Annotated in this window: 19 protein-coding genes and 1 tRNA gene; 4 read left to right on the forward strand and 16 right to left on the reverse strand. The window is 38.2% G+C overall.

All coding sequences use genetic code 11. From position 1 onward, the window contains the following. Position 1: 1 nt before the first annotated feature. From LAV82_RS11055 to LAV82_RS11095, 9 genes are all read right to left on the reverse strand, one after another. Positions 2-1753, reverse strand: a complete 1752-nt coding sequence (locus tag LAV82_RS11055; protein WP_057274330.1) for a sensor histidine kinase — start codon at positions 1751-1753, stop codon at positions 2-4. 121 nt (positions 1754-1874) lie between these two features. Continuing rightward, positions 1875-3203 (reverse strand): 6-phospho-beta-glucosidase, encoded by a 1329-nt coding sequence (locus LAV82_RS11060; RefSeq protein ID WP_499716081.1) that lies wholly within the window; start codon positions 3201-3203, stop codon positions 1875-1877. Then, complete coding sequence (locus LAV82_RS11065) at positions 3200-3529, reverse strand: PTS lactose/cellobiose transporter subunit IIA (RefSeq protein ID WP_013081807.1); 330 nt, start codon at positions 3527-3529, stop codon at positions 3200-3202. Before LAV82_RS11065 ends, LAV82_RS11060 begins: the two co-directional genes overlap by 4 nt. Positions 3530-3542: 13 nt before the next feature. Continuing rightward, positions 3543-4901, reverse strand: coding sequence for a PTS cellobiose transporter subunit IIC (gene celB / locus LAV82_RS11070; RefSeq protein WP_499716082.1), 1359 nt, complete (start codon positions 4899-4901; stop codon positions 3543-3545). Between the two features lie 13 nt (positions 4902-4914). Then, positions 4915-5220, reverse strand: a complete 306-nt coding sequence (locus LAV82_RS11075) for a PTS sugar transporter subunit IIB (RefSeq protein ID WP_013055477.1) — start codon at positions 5218-5220, stop codon at positions 4915-4917. Between the two features lie 162 nt (positions 5221-5382). Next, on the reverse strand, positions 5383-7332 hold the full coding sequence (locus LAV82_RS11080; protein WP_499716084.1) for a BglG family transcription antiterminator: 1950 nt from the start codon (positions 7330-7332) through the stop codon (positions 5383-5385). A gap of 260 nt (positions 7333-7592) precedes the next feature. Continuing rightward, positions 7593-8171: a TetR/AcrR family transcriptional regulator gene (locus LAV82_RS11085; RefSeq protein WP_211078341.1), complete on the reverse strand. Its 579-nt coding sequence runs from the start codon at positions 8169-8171 to the stop codon at positions 7593-7595. A gap of 4 nt (positions 8172-8175) precedes the next feature. Further along, the gene (locus tag LAV82_RS11090) at positions 8176-8898 is read right to left on the reverse strand and encodes an MBL fold metallo-hydrolase (RefSeq protein WP_499716085.1); all 723 of its coding nucleotides are present in this window, start codon (positions 8896-8898) and stop codon (positions 8176-8178) included. A 133-nt stretch (positions 8899-9031) separates the two neighbouring features. Beyond that, on the reverse strand, positions 9032-9370 hold the full coding sequence (locus tag LAV82_RS11095) for a YflT domain-containing protein (RefSeq protein ID WP_499716086.1): 339 nt from the start codon (positions 9368-9370) through the stop codon (positions 9032-9034). 506 nt (positions 9371-9876) lie between these two features. Here LAV82_RS11095 and LAV82_RS11100 point away from each other — a divergent pair. After that, positions 9877-11211 carry an amino acid permease gene (locus LAV82_RS11100; protein WP_499716136.1) on the forward strand — a complete coding sequence of 445 codons (1335 nt, stop codon included), beginning with the start codon at positions 9877-9879 and terminating at the stop codon, positions 11209-11211. A gap of 288 nt (positions 11212-11499) precedes the next feature. Here LAV82_RS11100 and LAV82_RS11105 read toward each other — a convergent pair whose 3' ends face one another. From LAV82_RS11105 to LAV82_RS11115, 3 genes are all read right to left on the reverse strand, one after another. Further along, the gene (locus LAV82_RS11105; protein ID WP_013055471.1) at positions 11500-12129 is read right to left on the reverse strand and encodes a copper homeostasis protein CutC; all 630 of its coding nucleotides are present in this window, start codon (positions 12127-12129) and stop codon (positions 11500-11502) included. Between the two features lie 64 nt (positions 12130-12193). Continuing rightward, positions 12194-13639, reverse strand: coding sequence for a DEAD/DEAH box helicase (locus tag LAV82_RS11110; protein WP_029324792.1), 1446 nt, complete (start codon positions 13637-13639; stop codon positions 12194-12196). A gap of 168 nt (positions 13640-13807) precedes the next feature. Next, positions 13808-13879, reverse strand: a tRNA-Val gene (locus tag LAV82_RS11115). 130 nt (positions 13880-14009) lie between these two features. On the opposite strand from LAV82_RS11115, the gene LAV82_RS11120 reads away from it, so the two are divergent. Then, positions 14010-14621 (forward strand): DsbA family oxidoreductase, encoded by a 612-nt coding sequence (locus LAV82_RS11120; RefSeq protein ID WP_499716087.1) that lies wholly within the window; start codon positions 14010-14012, stop codon positions 14619-14621. Between the two features lie 20 nt (positions 14622-14641). Continuing rightward, positions 14642-15397, forward strand: a complete 756-nt coding sequence (locus LAV82_RS11125) for an arylamine N-acetyltransferase family protein (RefSeq protein WP_013055468.1) — start codon at positions 14642-14644, stop codon at positions 15395-15397. A 27-nt stretch (positions 15398-15424) separates the two neighbouring features. Here the strand turns inward: LAV82_RS11125 and LAV82_RS11130 are convergent, their stop codons facing one another. Continuing rightward, complete coding sequence (locus LAV82_RS11130; RefSeq protein WP_013055467.1) at positions 15425-15874, reverse strand: Lrp/AsnC family transcriptional regulator; 450 nt, start codon at positions 15872-15874, stop codon at positions 15425-15427. 172 nt (positions 15875-16046) lie between these two features. Here LAV82_RS11130 and LAV82_RS11135 point away from each other — a divergent pair, with 172 nt between their 5' ends. After that, positions 16047-16667: a YitT family protein gene (locus LAV82_RS11135; RefSeq protein WP_029324789.1), complete on the forward strand. Its 621-nt coding sequence runs from the start codon at positions 16047-16049 to the stop codon at positions 16665-16667. Positions 16668-16705: 38 nt separating this feature from the next. Here the strand turns inward: LAV82_RS11135 and LAV82_RS11140 are convergent, their stop codons facing one another. The 3 genes from LAV82_RS11140 to LAV82_RS11150 form a co-directional block, all read right to left on the reverse strand. Then, positions 16706-17317, reverse strand: a complete 612-nt coding sequence (locus tag LAV82_RS11140) for a DUF1349 domain-containing protein (protein WP_013055465.1) — start codon at positions 17315-17317, stop codon at positions 16706-16708. A gap of 154 nt (positions 17318-17471) precedes the next feature. Beyond that, complete coding sequence (locus tag LAV82_RS11145) at positions 17472-18800, reverse strand: GntT/GntP/DsdX family permease (RefSeq protein WP_028407501.1); 1329 nt, start codon at positions 18798-18800, stop codon at positions 17472-17474. A 270-nt stretch (positions 18801-19070) separates the two neighbouring features. Beyond that, positions 19071-20597: an NCS1 family nucleobase:cation symporter-1 gene (locus tag LAV82_RS11150; RefSeq protein ID WP_499716090.1), complete on the reverse strand. Its 1527-nt coding sequence runs from the start codon at positions 20595-20597 to the stop codon at positions 19071-19073. Between the last annotated feature and the right edge of the window lie 239 nt (positions 20598-20836).

Consider the following 20836-nt stretch of genomic DNA (forward strand, 5'->3'; position numbering starts at 1 on the left):
ATTACATACCCTCGCTTTTTAATTCAATTGGTATAACAAACGAAACCGCTGTTCCTTCTGTTACGTCAAACTCCAGTGTTGTTTCTTTTCCAAACAATCCATGCAAACGTTGTTTAATATTGTAAAGAGCCGTCCCCGTTCCTTTTTCTGAAAAAACGGGCTGATTGCCAAGCATTTGCAATCGTTTTGTGTCTATACCTTGTCCATTGTCTTTTACCTTTACGTATACATATTTATCTTTTGTCTCAATATAAACTTCTACGCGACAGTGCTTTTGTTTACGCGGAAACGCGTGCCGAATGGCATTTTCCACAAGTACTTGAAGAATAAATGGCGGAAGCAAGACATCATCTAGCCCTTCTTCAATATACATGTCAATTTCGTATTTATTAGGGAACCTGGCTTGTTCAAGCGATAAGTACGCGTGGACATGATCAAGCTCTTTTGATAACGGAATCAACAGCTGCCTTGCACCTTGCAAATTGGAACGAAAATAAATGCTTAACTGCAAAAGCAGCTTTCTGGCTTTTTCTACGTCCTGTCTGCACAGCGCCGATATCGTATTAATGGCATTAAATAAAAAGTGAGGATTCACCTGTGCCTGTAAAGCTTTAATCTCCGCATCTTTTAGCAATTTACTTCGAAGCTCTGCTTCGCCGAGCTCTAGCTGAGTTGAAAAAAGTTTAGCCAATCCTTCTGCCAGCTCTTCCTCCACCCGGCTTAACCCGCTCGCATCTTTAAAGTACATTTTTAGTGTTCCAATGGTAGTACCGTGAGAAGTAAGCGGCATCACAATAGCGGCATGAAGCGGGCAGTCTTTATGCTGACAATCAATTTGTTCTCTCGATTTTGCTTTCATAATTTTTCCTGTCTCCAGCACTTCGTGAGACAGCCCGGTAATTAAACTATGCGAAGGAACGTGATGATCAATTCCTTCCCCTACATGAGCTAAAATTTTGTGCGTATCAGTTAGCGAAACAGCATCCGTACCTGTGAAGCGATGAATAATATTTGCAACATTTTCACATGATTCACTAGTAAGACCCTGACGAAAATGTGGAAGAGTTTGATCCGCGATTAATAATACTTTGTGTGTCTGAAGCGCTCTCATTTGTTCCTCTTGCCGTAAAATGGACTGAATAATAGATAAGAAAATATAGCTTCCCGTGCCATTTACAATAATCATTGGAATAGCAATAATACTCACTAGCGTCCATGCCGAATCAAACGGTTTAGCAAATAATAAAATAATCAGCATCTGAAGCGTTTCCATCGCTATGCCTACAAGTGCAGCAAAGCGCGGTGTAATCGTTCGATGTTTTTTCCGGTAGGCATAGCCGATATATCCAGTTAACACACCTGCCAAAACGGATGAAACTGCACAGCTAAATGCCGTACTCCCTCCTAACATAAAACGATGAACGCCAGCAAGTATTCCTACTCCTAAACCAACAAATGGACCGCCAAGCAGACCGCCCATTTCCACACCCATAATTCGTGTATTTGCAATCGAGCTTGATGGATCTACTTTTAATAATAAGTCTTCATTTCGAATAATTGTTCCTTGAATTTCAATTCCCGTGTAGTTACTAATAATGCTAAAAAGAGAAAAAATAAAAATAAGTACAGCTTTTCCTTTATACCCTTGCTGTTTGCGGAGAAATTGCCGAAAAACTTTTGTATGTGCCAGCAAAAAACCTAAGATGACAATAACTCCGACTCGTTCTACCATCATAATTAATAAATGAATCATTTCTAGCCACCCTTTGCTGTCCGTTTCTATTTTATATTGTTACATTGATGGTGGCAGAAATCTAGCTTTACAAATAGAAAAAAAGCTGTTCGAATACGTACTGTATTCGAACAGCTTGACTTTAAGCTTGAACAGGTTTAAAAAATTGAGGCAAGTAATCTTTATGAGCTTCTAACATCTCATCGACAATTTGCTTAGCTAGCTTATCAGAAGCCACAAGAGGATTAATGGTTAATGCTAAAATAGCTTTATCATAATTTCCGGTCACTGCTGCTTCAGCTGCAATCCGCTCAAATGACTTAATTGTTTGAACAAGACCTCGCACAGGTACAGGAAGGTCGCCGACTGAAATTGGCTTCGGTCCATCTTTTGTAATGATACAGCTTACTTCTACGGCAGAATCAGCAGGAATGCTTGCTATGGCACCATTATTGATAGTATTTACAGGCTGAATATCGCCTTTATCTGTGTAAATGGATGTAATCAATCGAACGGCTGCATCACTATAATAGGCTCCGCCGCGCTGTTCTAATTGAGGCGGTTTAATGTCTAGATTAGGATCTTTATACAGTTCGAACAGCTCTTTTTCCAACTGTTTTACGACTTCTGCTCTCGTTTCACCTTTTTCATAATTAACAAGCTCTTTTTCTACCATTTCACGCGTTTTATAATAGTACATGTGATATGGACACGTTAACGCATTTAGGGCTTTTGTAAATTCTGGCTCCCATCCAAGTCCCGCTACATTTTTCACAAAGCTGCTGTTAGTTGGATCACTCAATAAATCAATAACTTGATCTTTAACGCTTACACCATCTACATATACATCTAATCCATAGACCATGTGATTTAAACCAGCAAAATCAATTCGAATGCGAGAGTGATCTACATCAAGCAGCTTAGCAATCCCCATTTCCATTCCGATTGGTACATTACAAAGTCCTACAATCTTTTTAATGTTACTATAGCGGAGCACAGCTTCTGTTACCATGCCTGCAGGATTTGTGAAGTTAATCAGCCAAGCTTCTGGACATAACTCTTCAATGTCACGGCAGATATCTAAAATAACGGGAATCGTGCGAAGTCCTTTAAATAATCCACCCGGTCCATTTGTTTCTTGACCAAGCACCCCGTATTTTAGCGGTATTCTTTCATCTTTCGCTCGTGCATCTAACAAACCAACGCGAAATTGAGTCGTTACGAAATCCGCATCTTTTAGTGCTTCTCTTCGATCTAACGTTAAATGAACATTAATTGGCAAACCTGATTTTTTCACCATTCGTTTCGCTAAATTACCAACAATCTCTAGCTTTTCTTTTCCTTCTTCAACGTCTACTAGCCACAGTTCTCGAACTGGAAGTTCATCGTATCGTTTAATAAATCCTTCTATTAGTTCAGGCGTATAGCTTGAACCTCCGCCAATCGTTACAATCTTAATACCTTTTGTCATAGTGTAATCCCCCCAGAAATTTTGATTGCTTCATATAAATCTACAAATTCAGTAGCCATTTCTTTTACCGTCATCGCATTCATTAAATGATCTTGAGCATGAATCATGAGCAGAGATATTTCTGTGCTTTCCCCTCTAATTTCACCTTGAATTAACGACGTTTGGATATGATGAGCAGCATTTAATTCTTCTGCAGCTTGTGTAAGCTTTTCACGTGCTTCTGAAAAATTTCCGCTTTTGGCAGCTGCTATCGCTTCCATGGCTGAACTTCTGCCGTTTCCACCGTGTAAGATTAATTTAAAAATATATTCTTGAATGCTTTCCATCCTTTATCCCTCCTCACACAATATCTTTCTTTGTATCACTTTGTACCCCTTCAGCGGCAGGCTGTATACCATTTTCTTCAGTGAATTTTTGTTTATCCCACATTCTAAAGAAAGGATAATAAATGCAAACAGAGATTCCGATATTAATAGCTTGCATAACTGCGCCCGATAACTTTCCTCCTGTTGCCAAATAGCCAGAAATAATCGGAGGCATGGTCCAAGGAACCGCAATACCCGCTGGTTTTGCTACCAGTCCTGTCGACATCGCAATATAGGTTGCTACTACCGTCACAAGAGGGGTAATAATAAACGGAATAAGCATCATTGGGTTCATCACCATCGGAAGTCCAAAGATGATCGGCTCATTGATATTAAAAAGAGCTGGTCCTATTCCTAACTTACCAAGCTGCTTCATTTGTTGACTGCGTGCTTTTAAAATCATAGCTACAACTAGAGCTAACGTTGCTCCGCTGCCTCCGATATTGATCCAAATATCAAAGAACTGCTGTGTAAAAATATTGGGTAATGCTTCATGATTAGCAAATGCAATTCGGTTTTCATCCATAGCTCCATACCAAATGGGGGCCATAATTCCACCGACAATATTCGCTCCATGAAGTCCACAAGACCACATGAGCATAATAACAAGTTCGGCAACTAGCGTACCGCCTAAACTGCCGCCTAGCACACCTAAAGGCTTTCCAAGCAATTCTCCAACGATATTATGCAGACTTCCAAAATGCGTTTGTTCTACTAACAAACGTAAAATCCAAATAAATGCTATTACCGTAAAGCCAGGAATAAGAGCAGCAAACGATTTTCCAACAGCAGGAGGAACTCCATCAGGCATCTTGATGACAATATCTTTTTGAATAAACCATCTGTAAATTTCTGTAGAGAGAATCGCGACAATCATGGCTACAAAGAGCCCTTTACTGCCCATTAAAGCAGTTGGAATTCCGCCGTCTACTAAAATAGCTTCTTTGGCTCCACTTGGAAGAAAGGACACTTTATACGGAGTAGCAAGTAAAAAAGCAGCAAGTGAAATTGCCCCTGCGGACAAAGCATCCACCCCATATTTTTCAGCTAACCGATAAGCTATTCCGAAACAAGCAAGCAGCGCCATAATATCGAATGTAGCTCCAACTGGATAGGCCATTTTTGTTGCCCATTCTTTTCCGAAAATTCCTGCCATAAAGTCGTTGTAACCTGGTATCGGTAGATTGGATAAAATTAAAAATACTGAACCGATAATAATGAGCGGCATTGTCAGAACAATACCGTCTCGAAGTGCTTGTAAATGGCGTTGACCCGCCATTTTTCCGGCGATAGGCATTACTTTGTTTTCAAGCATACTATTAAATTTGCTCATGTAGTTCACGCTCCTATTTTGAAACTAGTTGAACCGCAAATTTTAACACTTGTTCTCCATTGCACGTCCCGTAGTGAACAGGATTAATAACGTCAACTGGTACTCCTTTTTCTTCACCTAGCTTTTTAAGCTGCGGCAGCAAGTAGCGCACTTGAGGTCCTAATAAAAGAACATCCGCTTGATCAATATGGTTGCGAACAGAGTCACCAGGGACCGCCCAAATTTTATACTCCGTGCTTTGCTCCTGAGCGCTTTTTTCCATTTTTGTTACTAGTAAACTTGTAGACATTCCAGCTGCACAACATAATAGAATATTCATCTGTCATTCCCCCGCTTTTTTATTTTGCTATCTGTTTTGTTGATAGTTTTATCTTAAAATAAAAGCGCTTACATTTATACACAACCTTTTTCCGCTACTAACGGAAAAATTATATTTGAACATTCAGATAAAAAAAGAAGTCCCTCTCTTGGACTTCTTTTTTTATCTGATATTTTTCATAAATACCTCTATAAACTCCTCATATTCCTTACACTTTACTAAACGCTGCACGACCTGCTTATCATCTACAACTTGAACTAATAAACTGTACATTTTTTGCAAATCGCCTTGATTATTCGCTTTCACACTTAAAAGGCAAATAAATTGTACAAGATTTCCTTCCCACATAATCGGTTTTTTCAACGTGCAAATGGCCCAAAACGTCGTATCCGTTTGAGGAACCATAGGATGAGGAATGGCAACGAGATTTCCAAAACTTGTTGGTGATGCTGCTTCTCTTTCAAAAACGGATTCTATAAATTGAGAAGAAGCTAGTCCTAGATGAGTTAATTTCTCTCCTAAAAAATGAAGCACTTCTTCTCTTGTTTGAAATTCTTGCTGTAAATATACTAATTCTTTTTTCGTGTATTCTAACGAAGGCTGCGGTTTGTTCTTCATTAAACATTCAATTTTTTTAAAATCACTGTTTCCTAGAATGGTACTTACTTCTACTACAGGAACCGGAAGATGATCTGGAATTGGAATGGTACTAACAATAAAATCTAAAGAATGCAGTGACATTTGGTGAAGCTTATAATACTGCGTTGTTCCTAAAATAGTCAGATTTAATCCAAACGTAGCCTGCAGCTTATATGATAATAGCTTGGCACTCCCTACTCCCGATGCGCATACAATCAAACAGCGCTTAGGCTGATTGATAATTTTCCGACGTTCAATGGCACCTCCAATATGTAAAGCTAAATAGCCAATTTCTGTTTCATGCATGTCGATTTCAAGGCGATTTTTTAGTACCTTTCCAGCTATAATTCCAGCTTCAAAAGCCAGAGGGTAATGGCTCTTAATCCCTTCAAGCATTGGGTTTCGTAGATTCATTCCATATTTATAGCGGTTGATAGCCGGTTTCAAATGCAAGCTCATACCAAGGATCAGCTCTGAATCTTCACTAATTTCTAAATGAAGCTCCTTTTCAATTGCTTCTAATATAGCCGCTGTTAATTCATAAATATTTGTATCAATAAACTGCTTCACTTCTTTTTCTTCATGATTGCCATTATTGAGCATTTTTGTCCCTAACAAATGAATGGCGATATACGCTGTTTCTGACTTCGGAAAACGAACCTTGAATGCCTTTTCAATTTCTCGTACAATTTCAGCTGCTACTTCATATTCTTTGTGCTCCATAATCTCAAGCAGGTCTTCTGAATACAAAGAGATAAAATTTTCTTCTTGTATTCGCTTACAAGCTATAGCTAAATGAATGATTAAATTGTTTAATCCAATGTCTGAAACCATAATATTGTATCTTTTTATTTGATTTAAAATGTGGGCTTTAATCGTTAAGATTGATTCTTGGGGCAGGATAGATATTTCATTGTGTACCATATCTACTTCTTTATCTTTTCGGTTGAATATGTACTCAGACATACAAAATCTCATTTTCATTTCGTCCCCTTTAGCTTTCAAGCCATAGTTAGGACGTTTTTCTAAAAGGATATCATACTTACACAGCTGTTTTTTAACATCTCTTAAATCGTTTTGAACCGTTGACTTGCTAATATACAACTCGTCTGCTAAATCTTCGAGCTTCAAATATCCGTCTGCTAGCAGCAATCTTTTGATCAAATAATGCACGCGGTCATCAGGAACGGTTGGAATAGACGCTGTATCAAATAATTGATTAGCTGAAAGTTCTTTTAATAGCTGATGAAACTGTTTTTCATCTAAAACGCTAAGTTCATATCCTGTCCCTCGAGCTGATTTAATTTTAGCCCCGTACTGAGACAAAATGTCATCTAGCTGTTTTATATCCGTTCGAATAGTTCGAGAAGATACTTGATTTACTGTTGCCAAATATTCGCTCGTAACGGTTGATAATGTAGACTGTACGGACATTAGTTCTCTTAATATGACGATCATTCTTGAATTAAGCATGTTTGCTTCTCTCCATTCTCAGAAGATTTCCCCCCTTATAAAACAAATTAAAAGGGCCGGTTATTTTAAACAAAAACAAAAAATACCTAAACAGCAACAAACAGAAACTACCTTTTCTGTCCTTGCAGCTTAGGTTTTGCCTGCTTCATCAGTAACAACCCTAAAACAATAGGAATAAATGTCTTTATTTGTAATCTATCATTCTTTCTCTTTTTTTTCAATTTTAACTAAAGCGTTAGGCTTAGTAGCATTAATAGAATTTATGTGGTCTCTTCATACCGATGTAGCCCCAATACAAACGTACGAATTAAAAAGTCCAGGGTCTCATCAGTGCTTAAAGGCATTCCAAATCCCCCTTTTTGCTCCAAAGAAGCAAATCCATGTAAAATGCTGCGAAGACTTCTAACAGCATGAAGGGCTTCATCTTCTGGAAGATGATACGGTTTCAACACATCCAGCACTAAAAGCACAATGTTATCAGATGCTTTTTGTACTTCTTCATCTTGTATCCTTGGTGCTACCGTTGCCGTTGCTTCATATAGTCCCGGAGATTCCCTTACAAATGAAACGTATGCTTTACTTAGCTGATAAACAGCTTCCTCTCTAGAAGCGTGCTCAACAGCACTTTTTAAAAGATGATATAGCTGCTGCAGGCCACTTAAAGCCAGTTCTTTTCGCAGCTCTTCTAATCCTTTTATATGGTTATATAAAGACGGTGGACGAACATTTAGTTCTTTGGCCAATGAAGCAATTGTAACAGCATAAAATCCTTCACGATTGGCCAAATTTCCACCTGTTTGAATCACCTTTTTGAAATCTAGTCCTTGTCGTGGCGACATCCCTTCATCTCCTTTTTTCTATTTTTACTTTTGCTTGTTGTATTGCTTTTTCCATCAATTTTAGCGGCTGAGAAAGAATTCTTCCGTGTCCAACAGCAAGAAGTGACGGGTTTAGTTCATGCAGCTTTTCTGCACTTTTAAGGGCTAGCTCCTTGCTCCACGTTCCAAAGGCAGGAAACGGAAACAGCGGTTTTAACTGACCTGATACCGCAATTCCTCCTCGCACTTGGAAAGAATCTCCGGCAATTAATGCGTTCGTTCTCTGGTCCAAAAAAGACATAGACCCGGGTGTATGTCCGGGTGTAAAAATAGGAGCAAGTGAGCCTATATAAGACTCTTCTTCGATGAAATGATCAATTTCAGTTAAAATCTTTCCTAGTTTTGGTATTCCTCCACGGATTGGGTTTTGAGGTTCTTCAGAATCGAGTGTGAAATCTCCTGAAAATAATCGATAATCTCTTTGCGACATATAAACAGAAGCATTCGGCAAACTTTTCTTCAAATTATCAATCGCTCCGATGTGATCTTCATGAGTATGTGTAAAAACAATTCGAGTAATCGGTTTTCCAATTTGATCTGCAGCTTTCAAAATACCTGACGCGCTGTAAGGAAGAGCTGCATCAATTAATGTAAGACTGTCTTTCTCTTCTACTAAATAACAATTCACTGGAAAAAAGCGAGGCAAAAACGTTAGTTGATACAACATTTTCTCACGAACTATTCTCATTTCCTCATCCCCTATTATCAAAATAAAAACTAATGGTATTAGTTTTTATTTTAACTAATGCTATTAGTTTTATCAATCATATATTGGAAAAAACAACAAAAAAGATAGATGCACCAGCACCTATCTATCAAAATTAAACGTCTTTTCTTTCTCCTGTAGCAGCCACTACAATCGCACTGCCTTTCTTTAACTCTTCTTCATATTTTTTTGTTTCGTCTTTTGATAAGCCTAGTGAAGCCATTTTTGTTCGAAGCTCATCTTCTCTTGTTAAAAATAAACTCGCTGCTGAATGTAAAGGACCTTCTTCAGACAGTCGAATAATATTTGTGTCCGTTACTTCTGTTAAATTTTTAGAATTTTCCTTGTCATAGGTAAACACGTATACTTCATTTTTCTCAAAACCTTTATCTGCAAATTGATTAACTGCTTCGTTAATATTCGCTCTGTTTTCTACTACTTCAACATGTTTCATTATTTATAACCTCCTGTTTCTATAGCACATCTTTCTTTTATACTTAGCAAAAGAATAAACTTCTTACTACTATATATACCCGTTTTCAGAAAGGGAAACCCGCATTTAGCGCTTTGCAGAGAGTTTGAAACTTATTCTGCAGTATCCTTTACTTGGATTTATACCTCTTTCGATTAAAATATCTAAAACGATCATTCAGCTGATTTTCAGCTAACATTCATAAGACATTCATCTAGATTTCTTATCATAGTAAAGAAAAAAGACGCTAATCAGGTACTTTATACGCATAATGAATGTCTGTGTCAGAGTAAGCCGGATATGAATGCAACAATTCATATCCGGTGTTTTATATGAAAGAACTTCTAACAATATCCTGTCCTTGTGCCTGACAACATACTATAATTCTCCATATCAACTAAAAATTCAGATTACATTAGGGGGTTTTACGATTGAACAGCGATACACAGCCACAGTTAAAAAAAGAGTTAAAGATCAGGCACATCACCATGATTTCTCTTGGAGGAATTATTGGGGCTGGATTGTTTATCGGAAGCGGATCACTTATTAACACCGCTGGACCGGGCTCTATTTTTTCGTACGCATTTGCCGGCTTGCTCGTTATTTTAGTTATGCGGATGCTTGGAGAAATGTCTACTGCAAATCCTTCCAGCGGTTCTTTTTCCACTTATGCAAAAGAGGCATTAGGCCCTTGGGCAGGCTACACGATTGGCTGGCTCTACTGGTTTTTCTGGGTTATCGTTATTGCTGTTGAAGCTATTGCAGGTGCAAATATTATTCAATACTGGTTCCCGTCTTTGCCGTCTTGGGGAGTAAGCCTGGCTCTTACTTTTTTATTAACGATGACCAATCTGTACTCTGTTAAATCTTTCGGAGAATTTGAATATTGGTTTTCCCTCATTAAAGTCGTCAGTATCGTTCTTTTTTTACTTTTAGGTATAGCTATTATTTGTGGATTCATTCCAGGAATTGATTCTCCCGGCACTTCCAACCTTTTGCACAAAGGCGGCTTTTTACCGAATGGAATTAGCTCTGTATTTTTAGGAATTGCCCTTGTCATGTTCTCCTTTATGGGAACAGAAATTGTCGCAACCGCAGCAGGTGAATCGTCTCAGCCTGAAAAAGCCATTACCATCGCCACCAATACCGTTATTTATCGCATTTTGTTTTTCTATTTAGGCTCTATTTTTATTTTAGTAACGGTTCTTCCGTGGAATTCGTCAAGCCTAATGAAAAGCCCATTTGTATCTATTCTTGAATTAGTAAATGTACCGGCCGCAGCTCAAATTATGAACTTTATTATTTTAACAGCCGTTCTTTCCTGTCTGAATTCTGGTCTGTATACAAGTTCTCGCATGCTGTTTTCCATGTCTCAAAACGGCGATGCGCCAAAAAGTTTTTCAAAATTAAATAAAAAAGGCGTGCCAGTTAGTGCGATATTAGCATGTACAGTTATCTCGTACATTAGCGTTATCTTTAACTACATTTCACCGGACAAAATCTTTTTGTTTTTAGTGAATGCATCAGGCGGCGTAGCGCTTCTTGTATATCTTGTTATTGCATTTTCACAGATTAAAATGAGAAAAAAATATGAAAAAGAAAATCCTGAAGCATTAAAAATTAAAATGTGGTTATTTCCTTACTTAACTTACGCTACAATCCTTGCCATCACTAGTATTTTTATTGCCATGGCATTTATTGATTCATTACGTTCTCAGTTCTTCTTAACTCTTTTAATTGCTGTACTCGTCGTAGGTTCTTTTTTCTTTCAGCGTACAAAAGTGACGAGCGGCTTAGCAACAAAAGAAAATACATCAAAATAAAAGAGGTTGAGACATAACTAAATGAATCCAACCTAAAGATGAACAAATGAGATAGATGAGCTGGACTGCTTATTACACCGCAATTGATTTCCGTGCAAGGCTTCGCTTTCCGCGGGCGGCCGCTGAGCCCGCAGGAGTCTTCGCCTTGCCCTCCAATCACCTGCTAGAAGGAACGAAACAGATGAAACTATATTCACCATCAAAAAAAACGAACCACGAATCAAACATATTGATTAATGGTTCGTTTTTCACTTGGACTAAAATGCTTTTGTCCCAGCCTCTTTTTATTTAAGGAGATAAATCTCCTACAATTTTTGTTCCGTGTAATTCAGCTGCTTTTGTTTCTTTCATAACCCGCTCTGCGTTGCCTTCATGAATTCCTCCGCCGGGCAAAATAATAATACGTTCATTAGCATATGTGATCAATTCTCGGATCATATGCAGATTTTGCAAAGCAGATCCTTTCCCTCCTTTGGTCAAAATACGGTCTGCTCCCAATTCACTAAGTATATCAATGGCTTTGTATTTATCTTTAATCTCATCAAATGCCATATGAAACGTAACGCTTAAAGGATGAGCTTCTGCTATTAACTCTTTAGTGCGTCCGTAATCGATTTCAGCTTCTTCTGTTAAAATGCCAAATACTACTCCGTTTACTCCAAGGTCTTTACATGCTTTAACGTCTTTTTTCATAATTTGAAATTCTGCTTCGGAATATATAAAATCACCGCTTCTTGGGCGAATAATCACGTTGATATCTGTATCAAGATGTTCGCTTGCATATTGAATGGTGCCGTAACTTGGCGTAGTGCCTCCTTGACTGAGATTGTCACATAATTCAATGCGGTCTGCTCCTAGCTTCTCTGCTTTTTTTGCCTGCTCATACCCTTCTACACACGCTTCTTTTATGTACTTCATACTCTCAACTCCTTTATTGGCTGTATAAATAAAGCCCATCTTTAAAAAGATGGACTTCCCTCTGCTATTTAATCGCTTTATGAACTTTTAATTTCTTTCCTTTAATTGTCTTGTTCTTCATTGCTTGTAACACTTTGGTACCTTTTCCATTCAGAATCTCCACATAAGAGACATTTTCTTGAATCGTAATAATTCCAATATCGTCCGCGGTTACTCCGTCTAATTTCGCAATTGTTCCTACAAAATCGACCGCTCGAATTTTCTTTTTCTTTCCTCCGTTAAAATACAGCTTCATAATGTCTTTATTTAATGACTCGCTTTTATCTTTTTTAACTTCTGGACGCTCATTAATTTTTTCAGTAAAAGCGGATGCTGCCTGCTGTACTTCTTCTTTAGAAGGAGGAGTAGATGTTGGAATTGAAAAGCCGATATATTCCTCAATTTCCGATAGCATTCTCTTTTCATAAGGCGTTACAAATGTGATAGCCTTCCCTTTTTTACCGGCACGTCCCGTTCTTCCTGTACGGTGAACGTAGCTTTCTTTTTCTAACGGAAGATCGTAGTTAATAACGTGTGTGATATTATCAATATCAATTCCTCTCGCAGCTACATCTGTCGCCACTAAATAGCGGAATTTACCTTTTTTGAAATCATTCATAACCTCAAAACGGTCTTCTTGCACCATTGCCCCGTGAATTTTATCACAAGGATACCCAAAATCATCTAAATCATCTAACAGCGTATTTACCTGCTCTTGCGTGCGGCAAAAAATGATGCAGCTGTCAGGGTTTTCTACTGTGGTTACGTCTTTTAGCAGTTCAAATTTATATTCGTTTTCTACTGATATAACAGAATGGTCAATCGTACTTGTCGTTAATCCATTTGCTTTGATTTCAACATCAACCGGCTTTTTCATATACTTGCGAGAAAGCTCTTCAATATCTTCAGGAAGCGTAGCGGAGAAAAGCATCGTTACACGCTCACTAGGAAGATGTTGAATAATTGCTTCTACTTGGTCAATAAAACCCATATTTAGCATTTCATCTGCTTCATCAATAACCAAATAACGAATTTTCTCTAATGCAAGCGTTTCTTTTTCTATATGATCAAGCACTCGTCCAGGCGTACCTACAACAATATGTGTTTTTTGCTTTAACTCTACTTTTTGCTTGGCAAATGGTGATTTTCCGTAGACAGCTGCTGCTTTAATTCGCTTAAAACGGCCGATATTAGTAATATCTTCTTTTACCTGTGCAGCCAGCTCTCGTGTCGGTGTTAACACTAAGGCCTGGGGCTTATTTTCTTCCCAATTAACTAATTCACACAGTGGAATACCAAAGGAAGCCGTTTTTCCACTTCCTGTTTGAGACTTCACGACCACATCTCTTTCTTCTAGCGCGATGGGAAGCACCTTGCTTTGTACTTCCGTGGGATGATTGTATTGCAGGCTAGAAAGCGCCTTAGCTACCTTGTCACTAAGACCATATTGACTAAAACTTCTTTGATTCATTTTGTACCCTCATTTATTTTAAATTAGTGATTATCTTTATCATGACCTGATGCACTATGTTTCATTATACTTTAATTCTTCTATACGCGCTCAAGATTTAATATAGCATTGATTTGTCAAACAAAAGAGAAAAGCCGCTCTCTTATTAATAAGAAAACGGCTTTGGTATGAGCGATGAGGGATTCGAACCCCCGACCCCATCCCTGTCAAGGATGTATTCTCCCACTGAACTAATCGCTCGTGATATGTATTGACTTTATTATAGAAAGAGTTATCCAATTTTGTCAACTATTTTTCCACAGTTCCCAAGTTGGAAGGATCGTCTTTACTTTTGATAAAATAAAAACATGCCATAAAGGAGCGTGACGGGATGAAAGCGCATATTGAATTTTATTTTGATTTTGTCTGTCCACTATGTTTTCTAGCCACTAAGCCTTTAAGAGAAGTCATTAAAGAACAAAAAGCTGAGATTGAATGGAAGCCTTTTGAACTTTGTCCTGAGCCAGCCCAGCAGATGGAGCAAATAGAAGATTTTTTAGAGAGACCTTGGAATCAATCGATAGCTCCCTTAGCACAACAGCTGCACGTAGAAATAAATATGCCGGACATGCCTCCAGTCCCGCGCACTCATTTAGCACATGAAGGCTTTCATTTTGCTAAAAAACATGGTCAAGAAATTGCCTATGTAGATGCTGTTTTTAAAGCTTATTGGGAAGAGGAAAAAGATATTAGCCAGATTGAAGTCTTAGCAGAAATCGCTGATTCCTTGCATTTAGATCAAGAAATATTTACACGTATCTTAAAAGACCGGACGTTCGAACAAGTTCATAAAGATAGCTTAGTTCATGCGTATGAAGATACTTATGTAACGAAAGTCCCAACTTTAAAAATTGGCAGCCGTGTATTTCAAGGATTCGCTTCCAAAGAGACACTCGAAAAAGCGCTGTTCCATGAACGTTCTGCTAAAGACAGAGAGAAATGATTTACTAAGAGGTGCATTTGATGAATATTAATTATTATTTTAGTCGGTTTTTAGCTAAGAAACCGGATAGCCCAACGTATGAAAGCTTAGCTGCTTTACAGAACAAACACATGCTTCATGTTCCTTTTGAGAACTTAGATGTTTTGTCTCAAACCCCTATTATAATTGATTTAGAACGAATTTTTCAAAAAGTAATTGTAAATTTGCGTGGAGGATTTTGCTACGAATTAAACGGTCTATTTGGCTGGCTGTTAAAAGAAAGCGGATATGAAGTCTCTTACGTTTCAGCTACCGTCAAAAAACCAGACGGCACGTGGACCATTGAAGGAAGTCACGCTACAAACCTTGTGATGGTTGAAAATCAATCTTACATCGTAGACGTTGGATTCGGAGATTCTGTGCGCAAACCAATGCCTCTAAATGGCGAAGTAGTAAGAGATGTAAGCGGCTCTTATCGTATGACAAACGTTGCTGAGCATATGTATGATTTGCAGCGATGGGAAGATGATGTATGGAAAACGCTGTACCGTGTGTCTACGCTTCCTAAGAAACTGACTGACTTTACTCCCATGTGTGAGTTCAATCAAACGTCAGCCGATTCTCCGTTTGTACACAAACGTCTTGTTACGATCGCAACCCCTATAGGGCGCATTACCCTCTCTGGTGAAACGCTAACTGTAACAGATGGAGAAAAAAAGACGAAAAGGAACGTTTCAGAAGAAGAAATACCTGATATTTTACAAAATCATTTTTATATTATTAAAGGATTTTATTAATATCTCCTTACACGAAAAACCGGCCTCTTATGGGGCCGGTTTTTGTACAGGAGTAATCATCCTGTTTTCTACAGGCGACTTTAAAATAATTGAGGTATTCACATTTCCATAAGGAATCAGTTCATCCACTAGCATTCTAAGTCCATCCATTCCAGACACGGCTGCTTTGATAAAGTAAGAAACCGGTCCAGTTACGCGATGACATTCAAGCACGTCTTCATTTTGCTCAATAAAGTCTTCAAATTCCTCCGGTTTTCTTTTTAATTCGCTTACTTGAATAAACAGCTGTGTATCTCTTCCTAAAGCTTTTGGAGACACCGTAGCGCTAAAACGCTGGATCACTCCTCGTTCCTGAAGACGCTGAAGTCTTTCTGATACGCTTGGACGGCTAAGAGCCAGCTTTTTTGATAAATCACTAATCGTCATACGTCCGTCCCTTTGCAAAATAGACAATAGTTGTGCATCGATTTGATCCATACAAACCTTTCCTTTCAAAATGAATATAATAAATAAAATCTTTATTCAAGTTGATAACAGAACAAGTATTATTTCCTTCATTTATACATGTGTTTTCTTTATTTAATATCCTATCATTAAAGTAGATGATTGAAAATGAAAATTCCGAAAAGACAAACAAAGGGGTTTATTTATGAAAAAAGTTTTATGGATTATTCTTGGATGTACGATTGCAAGTATTGGTGTTCTTATCTTGCGGCACTCTCACGTAGTGACGGGGGGAACAGCTGGTCTGTCTCTTAGCTTGTCATATGCCCTTCCCTTATCGTTTGCGGTGATCTTTTTTCTCATTAATATTCCTTTTTATCTCTTTTCCTTCTTTCAAATGGGATGGAAATTTACCGCCACAACTATAGGATCAGTGTCTTTGCTATCGCTTCTCACTTCACTCGATCACTTGCTTCCTTCTTTTACACTTCCCAGCCTGATGGGTGCTGTTACGGGCGGACTAATTGCCGGCCTTGGCTTATCCATTTTATTTATGAACGGAGCTTCTCTCGGCGGTGCTAATATTCTAGCGTTATTCGCACAGCGAAAATTCGGCTGGGATCCTGGAAAAGTGAATTTTTCATTTGATTTCCTTGTCGTGCTGTCGAGCATGTATTCAATTGGACTTTCAAAAGGAATTTTCTCTGTTATATCCATTGCAATTACAGGTTTTGTCATCAGCTACTTCAAGCAAAAAATTGCTTTACACAATCAACCGACATCCGCTTCTGCCACACAGCCTTTAGATAATGCGCTTTCTAAATAAAAACCACGATTTAGCTGTGGCTAAATCGTGGTTTTTATTTACATTTTTTCTACTTTTATAAAATCAAATTGGGCTTCATACCCTGCTCCTTGAGGACTACAGGCATAAATACCAACTTGAACAGGTTCTTTGGCTGAGTTCAATAAGTGAGCGAGTCGGAGCTGAGTCCAAGAATCTCCATCACTTGAATAACAAACGGTGTAATCATCGTTTTTGCGCTGAATTTTAAAATAAAGCGCTGATTTGTTTTGAGTAAAATTTTGACTGGACCAATCTGAGAAACCCTGGTTGGTTACGACTGCTCCTAATTGGTTAGGACCATCGGGATTGTATTCAACTGACGTTTTGATCCACGTATCTTTTGATACACGAATCATGAGACCTGCTTGATCGTAGCGATTAACTGGATATGTATGCACCTTTGTCATGATTTCAAAGTCGCCTTCTACTTCACGGTAAAGAAAGTGTCCATTGTCCGCTTCAAAGCCATAATGAGTACGCTGCCAAAAATCCGTTTTAGCGTCTGTTTTAATCACTAATCGATTCGTTTCTGTGTCAATTTGAAATTGAGCTGGTGGACAATACCAAGAAACGTCTGAATCTAATTTTCCTTCTGAAAAGTTTGTGAAAAATACTAGTTGATTACTCACTCTCTGTCATTCCCTTCTTAGAAGCTATTATTCTTCTATTTCTATTTTGCCATAATTTAACGAATAAATAAAATATTTTGATTATTTTTCTTGTAAATTCTTTTCTTTCATAAAAAAATAAGACTCTTTTACATAGAGTAAAAGAGTCTTATTTTTAAATTAATGCATTTAGAATAAGTGCTCCTGCAAAAGCAATAAAGGATAGAAGCGTTTCCAGAACGGTCCATGTTTTGAACGTTTCTTTCACTGTTAATCCTAAATACTCCTTCACCATCCAGAAGCCAGCATCATTAACGTGAGAGAACATTAGTGAACCCGCCCCCGTAACGATAACAAGCAGTTCTAAGTTAACACCGGACATGTGCTCAATGATTGGTGAGACAATACCAGCCGCTGTTGTTAATGCAACTGTTGCTGAACCTGTAGCAATACGGATTAATCCAGCAATTAAAAATGCAAGCACAAGTGGTGATAGAGATAGATGTTCAGACATTTGACCAATCGTTGTACCTACTCCGCTATCGATTAATACTTGTTTGAAGCCACCCCCTGCACCAATAATTAAGACAATGGATCCTACAGGAAGCAAACATTCTTCCGTTAGTTTTTTAATCACATCTTTGGTCATGCCTTGACGTTTTCCAAGCAGGTAAAACGCTGCAAAACAAGCAATTAAAAGTGCAATTAATGGACTTCCTATTAATTCTACAAACTTCACTACGCCGCTTGGCAATCCGTTAATAACAGGTGCTATAGCTGCTAAGATCATTAATAGAACGGGCAGTAAAATGACAAAGAATGAAACGCCTGTACCAGGAAGATCTTTTGATGTTGTCGTAATACGAATTAGATCAGGTTCTCCTTCTGGAATCACTCGTTTGTGAACCCATTTTGCAAAAACTGGTCCAGCGATAACTGCAGCTGGAATTGAAATGATTAATGCATATAAAAGCACTTTCCCCGTATTTGCTCCGTAAATACTAATAGCTGCCATCGCTCCTGGATGAGGAGGAACGAGACCGTGAACAATTGATAATCCCGCAATAACCGGCAGAGCAATCAATAATATATTTTGTTTTGTTGTTTTATGAATGGAAATAACTAAAGGCAGTAGAATTAAAATTCCTACTTCGAAGAAAACAGGAATACCAATAATGAAACCTGCTACTAGCATCGCCCATGGCAGTCTTTTCACACCGAATATTCTTACGAAATAATCCGCTACCTGCATGCCGGCACCTGAATCGGCCATCAGCTTACCTAAAATTGTTCCCAGCGCTAAAATTCCTACTAAATGGCCTAAAACACCGCCCACTCCCGTTTCGTAAGCGCCAACAATTTTATCCATTGATAACCCAGAAGCAATTGCCAAAAACAAACTCGCAACCGTTAAACTAATAAACGCATGCCATTTAAAAACTGAAACACCTACAATAACAATAACAATTGCGGCAACTGTAATAGCTAATAAGTATGCATCCATCTTGCTTTCCACCTTCCCTTTAAGTAAACGCTTTCTCTATGTAGCAAAAAAGCTCTACATCCTGTGAATTTTTTAAAAAATAAGTTCCAATTATCGAAATCGTTTACATTAATTATTTTAGAAAACGATTTCATTTTTTTATTACTTAAATTATATGAAAAAAAAATTCTTAAATCAACAAAAAAACTCAAAAAAATTTTATCAATTTTCTTCCATACAGTTTTAACACATAAAAAAATCCAATCATGTTAATGATTGGATTCGTCTTGTTTATTTGGTGATGGTTGGATCAGCCGTTTGACTGTCGATAATCGTTTTTTCGCTTGTTTTTAACGTTATTTCTTCATATTCCCCCGGCGCTAATACACTTTTATCTCCTCTCATGAGATACGTGTAAGCGATGATAGAAATGAATAGACCAAATGTCCAGGCATTATCCCATAAAAAGCGCAGTCCAGGAATCAGTAAGCCTAAAACGGGTATGGCCACGCCAATTACTAATGCATAAATACCGTTTTTATTAAAACCTGTTGAATAACTGTAGCGACCGTTTACCTCATATAAATCCTTTAATGCCATCTGTCTCCTTCTTACAAGCCAGTAGTCAGCAATGGCGATGCCGTCTATAGGGCCAAGCAGCGCTCCGTATGTTCCAAGCCAGCCGAAAATATAGTTCCCGAAATTAGACATGATGTACCATGGCTGAAGTAAAATAGCAAAAATACCGGTCACTAGCGCCCCCATCGCAAACGTGATTTTCTTTGGATTCAGATTCTCAATTGCACGGGCTGGTGCGACGATATTTGCTCCCACATTAATCGTTAAAGAAGAAAGCACGATAACGATTGTTCCTAAGAAAATGATAAAAGGAGGGAATTTAGCTACCAAGGCCACTGGATCCCAAATAGTTTCTCCAAATATAACGATTGTTGCTGAGGTAACAGCAATTCCAATAAATGAAAAAATACTCATCGTCAATGGCAAAGAGAAGGTTTGCGCAACCATTTGAGATTTTTGACTTCTAGCATATCGACAAAAATCAGGAATGTTCAAAGCGAGCGTCGCCCAAAATGCAATGACTCCGGTTAAAGCAGGGAAAAATACAGCTAGAAATTCTCTGGTTGATGTAAATTTAGAAGGCGTAGATAAAATGGGCCCCCACCCTCCCGAGTTTGTATAAGCCCATATAAAAAGAATAATAGCTGAAATACCAATAACCGGAGCAGCAATCGCTCCTAATACTTTAATCGCTTGCGGTCCTTTATATGCCACTCCTACATTTAAAAGCCAAAAAAGAGCAAATACAATGGCTGTATGACCAGCTAAGCCGTTCCAAGATGAAAACGAAGCGCTTAGAAGTGTATCAATTGCTTCCGTTCCAATCCATGTATTAATTCCAAACCACCCAGCAGCCACGATGGCCCTAGCCAGTGCTGGGATATGTGCTCCTTTATCTCCAAACCACAGGCGGGCAAATACTGGATAAGGAATACCAAACTTGGTTCCAGCGTGAGAATTAAGCAAAATAGGAATAAGAACAATAACATTTCCTAAAAAGATTGTACCAATTGCTTGCCACCAGTTCATTCCAAGCGTCATCATTCCACTCGCCATTGTGTAAGCTGGAATACACAGACACATCCCAATCCAAAGCGTGGCAAAGTTAACTCCTTTCCAAGAATGCTCTTTCATCGTAGTCGGACGTAAATCCTCATTCCAAAGGTCACTGCCGCTCAGCTGATTGTGCGTCTCATCTGTGAGCGTCACAATTCCATCTTGCTCAATTTGTGTTTTCATCCATAAAACCCCTTTTCATAAAATAAGTTCATTTCAAAAAACAAATTTTATTTGAATTTTCTGAAATATAAAGGCGTTTGTGACGATTCCTTCTAGTATGTGATAAATACTAACGTTATTCCTTATTATATTTAATGAGAAACGGGGATACACTGGACAAATTGTAACATTATTTGAGGGAACTTTTATATATTGTGTAGTGTCAACTCTTTTGGTTGTTAGATAACCTAACACACAAA

The organism is Bacillus sp. ILBB4 (assembly GCF_035064545.1).
In the GTDB taxonomy this organism is placed as follows: Bacteria; Bacillota; Bacilli; order Bacillales; family Bacillaceae_H; genus Priestia.